We start from the raw sequence: 8,057 nt of genomic DNA, 5'->3' as shown, positions 1-8,057 counted from the left end.
GAGCCGGCGGCTGCACCTCACGGCGACGTGCACCTGCACCCCACGTCGTTGCCACCCACCACCCACGGACCGAACCACAACTTCCACCATCCCAACGACGGGGTCGCTGTTGGTACGGACGTTGCGGTGATTGCGGGCGGCGGGCAAGTTGCCCAGGCCGAGAGTCCTTCAGGCGCTCGGTGCGAGCATGGACTGGCCGGCGACACCGGAATCCGTTGTCCGGCCTGTCGTCGCCACCTTGCGGGTGCGCCTGCTGTCGGCGATGCGGTGCCCCGCCAGCCGCGCCTACGTCTGGTGCGGTCGGCCTGACGTGGGTGCCGCTGTTCCGTGGATTGCGCTTGTCGGGGCGCCGGACATGAGCCACGTGGCGTTTGTCAGCCCGATGACCTGTGGTATCTGCGGCTGCGTTCGAGCGCTTCGGTGGGATGCATTAGGCCGCTACAGCTGTCGCCAGGCGACTCTGCTGCAGCTACGGCACCCGACCGACCGCACCCCACATCGCTACATCCAGTTCGCTGGGCCTCTCCGACGCCGGCCGCTTATCTCGCCACTCGGCGACGGAGACAATGCCGGGTTCAACGAGAGTCAGTCCCTCGAAGAGTCTGGCGAACTCCTGCTTGGTTCGCGCGAATGTTGGCACGCCCCCACGTTTGCCGGTCTTGTCGGCGTCCGACTTCATGTGTGCGGGAAGCAAATCCTGCGCAATGTGCGTGATCGCCAGGAAGCTTCCTGAAGGCAGTACGCGCCGAAGGTGCTCCACGGGCCCGGCCGCGTCCTCCAGAAAGTGGAGAACGGCGACAAGCATGAGCGCGACAGGCTGCTGGAAGTCAATGGTGGCGCGGAGTACGGGATCTGCGAGGATTCGGTCCGGGTCTCTCAGGTCAGCCTCGATGTATGCCGTGGACCCGTCCGGTGAGCTGGTGAGGAGCGCCCGGGCGTGCGACAAGACGATAGGGTCGTTGTCGACATAGACCACACGAGTGTCAGGAGTGGTTAGTTGCGCAATCTCGTGGGTATTCGGGCTGGTTGGAATCCCCGTGCCGATGTCAAGAATCTGGCGAACTCGTCCGTCGTTGACGACGAACTCGACCGCCCGTCGAAGGAAGCCGCGATTTTCTAGTACGGCCGTTCGAATGGTAGGAAACAGGTTGGCGATAGCGTCGCCCGAATCCCGGTCTGCCTGAAAGTTGTCCTTGCCGCCGAGCCAGTAGTCGTAACGTCGTGCTGCATGTGGTTTCGTTACGTCGATATCGGTTGGGGCGGTCATGTCATTGCCTCGCAGTTCCTGCCCTGTCCGAGCAAGGTCGGGTGCCATCGGTGCGGGTTCGTGCCTGGGCGTGGGTGTTTCGGCTGGCGTTGCTGTTCCGAAGCTCCGCGTCGGATCCACCTCAGATGTACGGCGTGGGAGTGCGGGGACCTCCTGTCGAACGGCGCCTTCGCTGCTGCCTGTTGGTCGGTCCTGTCGATTGCCTGCAGGCTGGGCTAGGCGGCCCCGGCCTGATGTCTGGCGGGCGCGGCGGGCCGCCCCGACAGCGGTGCTGATGAACGACAGATTCCGCTCTCCATCGCCCGTGATGGTGTACCTCGGTCGCGTCCCAGGCAGGCAGTCCACGGTCAGGAGCCTGAGTTCCTCCAAGTGTTTGAGCCGTCGCGTGAGCGTGCTGTCGCCAGGGTGTCGGCCACCCCATGCATTGAGCCTCTCGCCGATTTCCGTGTATCGAAGCGGTTGCCCATCCTGAAGGGCGAGTAGTACTCCAACATCCCACGGGTTTTTGATCATCGTGGCGAGGGCGTCAACGTCGCTGAAGTCCACTGTCACTCCCCGTAGTGGACCGCCCGGGCTCCTGGTTGGAGCGGGAGCGGTCGATGTCCCATGGTCAACTTTCGGGGTAGACGGCGGGTTCGTCAAGGTCAGGGCGCTGGTCGACGGCTTGCGAGGGAAATTCGTGTCAGGTGCGTCACTGTTCCAAGCGTCGATGTCTCGGTTACGTGCGGTACGTGAGTAGCGCTAAGTGCACCGCTCGCTACAGGAAGATGGCGAGCCTGGCAGGCTGTCTGTACTGGCGGTAGCCGTGAATGGCTGCTTTGAGTGACGAGCTTGAGGCTGGCCGGCCAACTACTTTGAGTTACTCGCGTTGTGAGCGTGCATGTTGCACGTGCGTGATGCGCGCCGAATTTGATCGTGGAACCCATGGCGCGGGTGCGATAGGACAGTGCAAGTGATCACCTGGCAGGCCGGCCAGCTGTCGGTTGCTGCATCTTTGCCGGACGTGGGTGGAGCGGTGCCGCAAATTACCTCCTCAAGCTCTATTAAAGTGTTCTGTCCTATTTTGCGTCGACTTCATGGGGGTGGCGGCGGTGGCAAACGGTCAATTTGCTCGTTCAGATTTCGCAATGGCGACAGCTGAACCATGGGCAAGTGGAATCTGTGTGTTGAGCGCAGTTGTCGCACGCCTAAGCGAGGAGGCTGGGTGAACGAGGATCGACGCGAAGAGGCGAAGCGGATCGGACAACTCATCCGGGCCGCCCGCAAACGGAAGCGGTTGTCGCAGTATCGGCTGAACCTGCGCCTCCAAGAGCTCGGTCAGATGCACGGGGTCGGGTCAGCTTCGCAGGACAGCATTAAGACGGAGATCAGCCGCTGGGAGAACGGCTGGCGGATCCCCGACCAGCGCAGTCGGCGTCTGCTCGGGATCGCGCTCGACGTCCGGCCGGAGGACCTCGGCCTGCCACTCGATCCGCTCGACGATTGGCCTTCGCGGCCAGTGGCCGGCGGTCCTCGCCCGAATCATCAGCGATCGGCAGCGAGTGATCCGAGGGCCTCGACCAGCAGGGTTGCGTAGGCATGGAGGCCGATCGGAACCTCGGCGCTCAGGTCGATCTCCCCAGGGGAGCGATTCGCGGCAGCCCTGCGGCCGTCATAGCACTCGATCGTTCCTGAGGATCTTGCTGCGGTTGCCGCGGTGATCACGCGCTGGCGCGCCTGTTCCACATCCCTCAGCACGCCCATAGTGCCGGCAGGAAGCATGACCGCTGGGATCATCCAGTCTGGGTCCGCCAGGACGGAGGACGGCTGAACAGGCTCCGCGACCTCCACGGCCAGCAAGGCGCCGGCCATGACGGCTGTGATGACCTTTGAGGCGAAGGTTGCGTACGTGGCCGCGACCAGGCTGTAGGTGGCCAGATGCTGCTCGGTCATTGCGAGGGCGGTCTGGGCCTGTTCATCGGCGATCAGTCGCCGGAATTGAAAGCCTTCGTTGTCTAGCGGCGCCGCCGAGAGCGCGTTGTGGGACTGCTCCTCCATCAGCCGCGCATGCTGGTAGGCAAGCGCGGCGCTATTGCTGGCAAGTCCAAGGTCGAATAGCTGAGCAGCCACTTTGTCCGGCAGTGCGCCAGCGAGGTCGTCATCGACCAGGTCATAGATCACACTCATCCACGGGCCCCCTCCCGAGTCGCCGCTCGCGGTGCGGCACTTGATCTCCACCGATGCGCGAAGAGATCAGCCGTTCACTATCTAACTTTCAACCAGTGCCGCGTCAACGGGTGCAGGTGTTCATTCATGCGCACTACCCACCGGCTTACGTTGGTTAACTCTGGCCAACTTCCAGGTCGGCGCCACGGCGACGATCCTCAGTGCGTGACCAGCATGACACCGCACCGAACCGATGCCCGATCGACCATGCGGCTCCAAAATCCAGCGATGCGGCCTGCCCGTGGGTGTTCTCGTGGCTATCGAACCGAGTCGGGACGGTGTGTGCATGGTCTTGGTCGCATGGCCCCCCCGGTTTAGCCGGTGCCGCGAACTGGCGGTGCCGCTGACCTGATCAGGCTGCTGATCGCGATCGTCGATGAGCGGTCAGTGTCGCCTCTCGTACCCATCCACCACCCGGCTCGGCTGTCGTCGTGCCGGTCTTCAGCGTGCCGCCGAAACCGTTCCCGGCGGCTGGAGGGAACCTCTGCATGCGACGTTCACCCCTCACCGCCGCGGTCGCCGCGGTCGCGTCGGCGGCGGCCGTGCTCGCCTTCGCCTCGACGGCGACAGCTGCGCCGTCGTCTCCGGGCGGCATCGTGCCCGACAGCGCACCGATCACCCTGACCCTCACCCTGGCCGCCGACCCGTCCGAGGTGTCGGCGGCGGCGACGGCGGTCGCGACCCCGGGCAGTGCCACGTTCGGCAAACACCTGACCCGCGAGCAGGTCCGCGACCGATACGGCGCCAGCATCGGCCAGGTCGACCGCGTCACCCGCTGGGCGAAACGCGTCGGGTTCCAAATCGCCGATCTCGATGACACTCGCTCGCGGCTGACCATCACCGGCACCGCCCGCCAGGCCCGCGCTGCGTTCGGCACCCAACTGCGCGACACGACGCGCAACGGAGTCCGGGTCCGCTCGGCGGTCTCCACACCCAGGGTCCCGTCAGCGATCCGCGCCGAAGTGCGGGCGGTGTCCGGCATGACCCAACAGGTGGCCAAACCGCTGATCGCCCGGCCGGCTGCGGTCCCGACCGCCGACGGCCAGTACTGTTCGGCCTACTGGGCCCAGTACAACAAGGCATCCGTGCCGCAGAAGCACCCGGCCGGTGCGCAGTCCAACATCCTGTGCGGGTACAACGGCGAGCAGTTGCGCGCCATGTACGGCCTCGGCGCGACCGACCGCGGGCAAGGCCAGACGATCGTCATCGTCGGCGCATTCCACAACCCGACCGTCCTGGCCGACGCCAACGCCACGTTCAGGAGCAACGCCGTACCCGAGTTGCCGGCCGACCGGCTCGTCATCAAGCAGTACAACCTGCCCGGCGGCGCTCCCGGCTGTGACCGCGACTCCTGGTACGCCGAACAGGCCCTCGACGTCCAGACCGTGCACACCCTCGCACCGGACGCGAAGATCATCTACGCCGCGGCGCCAGACTGCACGCAGCTGGAGGAGACTGTGGCGGCGGTCATCGCCGACCCGTCCATCGACGCCACCGTCATTTCCGCCTCGTGGGGCCTCACCGGCGAACCCAACGACCCGGCGTACCTGACCGCGACCAACACCATCCTGGCGCGGGCGGCGCTGCTCGGCATCGGCTTCTATGCCGGGTCCGGGGACTGGGGCGACAACTCCAGTCTCGACGGCGCCAACGGGCCGAGCGCGATGTTTCCGGCGTCGTCGCCGTGGGCGACCGCGGTTGGTGGCACCTCCACCGGCCTGAACGGCAACAACCAGATCGCGGTTCAGACCGGCTGGGAGTCGGCGGGGAACGTGCTGACCGGCGGCACCTGGAAGCGACTCAACCCGCCGCTCGTCGGCGGCGCGGGCGGCGGCCCGAGCCACTTCTTCGACAAGCCGACCTGGCAGGCGAATCTGCCCGGCACCAAGCGGATGCTGCCTGACGTCGCCGCCCTCGCCGACCCGTACACCGGCTTCTACGTCGGGTACACCGTCGGTGGGCAGTACCGGGCCGGGCCGATCGGCGGGACCAGCCTCGCCACGCCGATCATCGCGTCGCTGACCGCGGTCGCGCAGGCCCGCACCGGCGGCGCCGCCGTCGTCGGCCTCGCCGCCCCGATCCTGTACAGCAAGACGGCGGCGGGCAAGGCGATCGTCACCGACGTCAACCACGTCGACGCCGGGATCTGGACCCCGGCCACCGCCGCCGGGCAGCCGTCCGGCGACTACCTGCTCGACCTCGACGCCGGCGTGCAGAGCCTCAAGACCCGCCCCGGGTACGACCCGGTCACCGGCCTCGGCGTCCCCGGCCCGGCGTACCTGACCGAGCTCGTCGGATGAGCGCCCCCGCCACGCCGGCCCGGACCGGCGGCAACCGGCCGCGGGCTCTGGCCGGCCTGGCGGGCGCCGTCCTGGTCGCGGCGGTGATGCTCGCCGCCGCGACCTGCCGGGCGAACCCCGGCCGCATCGACGCCCCGACACCCAGCCCCACAGCAGGCAGCCCGGCCGCGCAGACCAGCGCCCCGGCCACGCCCACCCAGCCGACAACGGCACCGCCGAGCGCATCGCAATACCCGGCCGTCCCGGCCATCCCCGCCGCAATCTTGCGCGGGCTGCCCGAGGCAACCACCGAGACCACGGTCCCGCTCGCACCGCTGGACACGGCCGTGCAAGCGCCGACCGACGGCGTGGTCGTGCACAACCGCACCACCACGACCCTGTTCGACCGGCCCGGCGGCCAGCCGATCGCCCGGCTGCCGATCAGCCAGGCCGGCAGCCCGACCTGGCTGCCCGTCATCGATGAGCAGCCCGGCTGGTGGCGGGTCCTGCTGCCGAGCAGGCCCAACCACGGCACCGGCTGGCTCGACGCCACAGCGGTCGACGTGGCGCGCACGCCCTACCAGATCCGGGTCAGCGTGCACGCCACCCGACTGCAGCTGCTCCGCGACGGCGTCCTCGTCGGGCAGTGGACCGTCGCCGCGGGCGCGCGAGCCACCCCAACCCCGACCGGGCGGACGTTCCTGCTCGCCTCCGTGGTCGACGACAGCCAGCGGATGTCACCGCTGATCCTGCCGCTCGGCACCCACAGCACCACGCTCACGACCTACAAGGGCGGCCCGGCCACCACCGCGATCCACGGCTGGCCGAGCAACGACGTCTTCGGCAAGCACGTCAGCAACGGCTGCGTCCGCGTGCCGGCCGACGCTCTGCGCGCCCTCGCTCAAGTCCCGCTCGGCACCGTTGTGCAGCTCGACCCCTGAGCCGAGCCATGAGCCGGCGGACCGACCGGACCCGGACGGCCGCCGGGCACCCAATTTGTCGCACCACCTCGAACCTGTCGTGCAATCCGAAGGGACATCCCGACCGTGATGCGTTTGCGCATTGCAGCTCTGGTCGCCGCCGGCGTCACCGCCGGCGGCGCGGGCCTGCTGCTGTACACCACGACCGCCGGCGCTGCCGAGACCCACCGCGACGCCGCCTACGGCATCAGCGCCAGCGGTACCGCACCGATCAGCGTCACCCCGGCCGTCTCCAGCACCGACGGCAGCACCAAGACGGCCAACGGCGGCGCGAGCTCCTCCGACGGCACCATCAAGCTCGGGTCCGCCACTGTCCGCGCCGGCGGCGGCAAGGCGTCTGCCGAAATCAGCGGCTTCACCGCCTTCGGTGGCCTCGTCACCGCGTCGAAGGCCACGGCCACCTGCACCAACGGTCAGACCTCCTCCAGCGTCAGCGGCACCCCAGCCGGCTCCGTCGGCCGCAACGGCAAGGTCGCCTACGGGGTGCAGTCGACCAACAGTGACGGCACCACCACCATCGTCGCGATGCGGGTCACCATCACCGCTGGGGCGGGCACAGAGGCCGCCACCATCAACCTCGCGGTCGCGACCTGCGGCAAGAACGGCGGCGGCCCGACCGGCAGCCCGAGCACCACGCCGACGACCGCGAAGCCGACGACCTCGGCGACCGTCTCACCGACGGCCACGAGCTCACCGACCGCCAAGCCCACTACCGCGCGGCCGACCGGCAACCCGACCCAGGCGCCGCCGACGACCGGCACGCCGACGGCCGCGCCGCCGTCGCCCGGCAAGACCAGGGCCCCGGTCACGGGCTAATCCACCAGCCCGCCCGACGCGGGAGCAGCCGGGTCCGTCCCCAGCAGGCGGACCCAGACCGCTTCCTCGAGCGCCGTCGTGCTGGGGCTGCTGGCCGTGATCATTGCGGCAGCTGTCAGGCGTGCCCGTTCCTGCCTACCGGCCAGCGGCTGGGCCGTACAGCCCCACGATGGTCACCGCGGCGACGGCCTGCGCGTTCGACGCGAACTCGAACAACTGCTGGTAGCCGCGACCTCTCCCTTGCCCGGGGTGGCATCTCAGCGAGCAGGGCCCTGTCCGATGACGACCACGCCCATCCTGCGCCTCGGCCGACCTATCGGCCCGGCGATCGGTTCGGCACTCGACGCAACACCGCAGTACCACTGCCGCATGCCGATGTCACGGGCACACCTCTGAGAGATGGAGTCACCTCATGACGGCTGCCATTACCGACCAGGCGCGTCTGGACCTGCCCAGTCACTGGCCGACGGCGCTCGGGCCACAGGCGCTGGCCGGCTTCGACGTGCCCAC

The 8,057-nt window shown here is 68.2% G+C and carries 6 protein-coding genes; 4 read left to right on the top strand and 2 right to left on the bottom strand.

Annotation, left to right across the window (positions count from 1 at the left end):
- Window positions 1-469 precede the first annotated feature (469 nt).
- A complete protein-coding gene (locus Dsi01nite_RS56295) occupies window positions 470-1,267 on the bottom strand; it encodes an SAM-dependent methyltransferase (protein WP_203854777.1) in 798 nt (265 codons plus the stop codon).
- Between the two features lie 1,204 nt (window positions 1,268-2,471).
- On the opposite strand from Dsi01nite_RS56295, the gene Dsi01nite_RS56290 reads away from it, so the two are divergent.
- On the top strand, window positions 2,472-2,843 hold the full coding sequence (locus Dsi01nite_RS56290; protein WP_203854776.1) for a helix-turn-helix domain-containing protein: 372 nt from the start codon (window positions 2,472-2,474) through the stop codon (window positions 2,841-2,843).
- Here Dsi01nite_RS56290 and Dsi01nite_RS56285 read toward each other — a convergent pair.
- Window positions 2,792-3,433: a hypothetical protein gene (locus Dsi01nite_RS56285; protein WP_203854775.1), complete on the bottom strand. Its 642-nt coding sequence runs from the start codon at window positions 3,431-3,433 to the stop codon at window positions 2,792-2,794. The two genes, Dsi01nite_RS56290 and Dsi01nite_RS56285, sit on opposite strands and share 52 nt — an antisense overlap.
- Window positions 3,434-3,960: 527 nt before the next feature.
- Between Dsi01nite_RS56285 and Dsi01nite_RS56280 the strand changes: the two genes are divergently transcribed.
- The 3 genes from Dsi01nite_RS56280 to Dsi01nite_RS56270 all read left to right on the top strand — a co-directional run bounded on the left by Dsi01nite_RS56280 (window position 3,961) and on the right by Dsi01nite_RS56270 (window position 7,547).
- A complete protein-coding gene (locus tag Dsi01nite_RS56280) occupies window positions 3,961-5,772 on the top strand; it encodes a S53 family peptidase (RefSeq protein ID WP_203854774.1) in 1,812 nt (603 codons plus the stop codon).
- On the top strand, window positions 5,769-6,692 hold the full coding sequence (locus Dsi01nite_RS56275; protein WP_203854773.1) for a L,D-transpeptidase: 924 nt from the start codon (window positions 5,769-5,771) through the stop codon (window positions 6,690-6,692). Before Dsi01nite_RS56280 ends, Dsi01nite_RS56275 begins: the two co-directional genes overlap by 4 nt.
- A gap of 114 nt (window positions 6,693-6,806) precedes the next feature.
- On the top strand, window positions 6,807-7,547 hold the full coding sequence (locus Dsi01nite_RS56270; protein ID WP_203854772.1) for a hypothetical protein: 741 nt from the start codon (window positions 6,807-6,809) through the stop codon (window positions 7,545-7,547).
- The last annotated feature ends 510 nt before the right edge of the window (window positions 7,548-8,057 follow it).

The sequence above is a fragment of the Dactylosporangium siamense genome (genome assembly GCF_016862795.1).
Taxonomy (GTDB): domain Bacteria; phylum Actinomycetota; class Actinomycetes; order Mycobacteriales; family Micromonosporaceae; genus Dactylosporangium; species Dactylosporangium siamense.
This window is presented reverse-complemented; position numbering and strand designations above follow the sequence as displayed.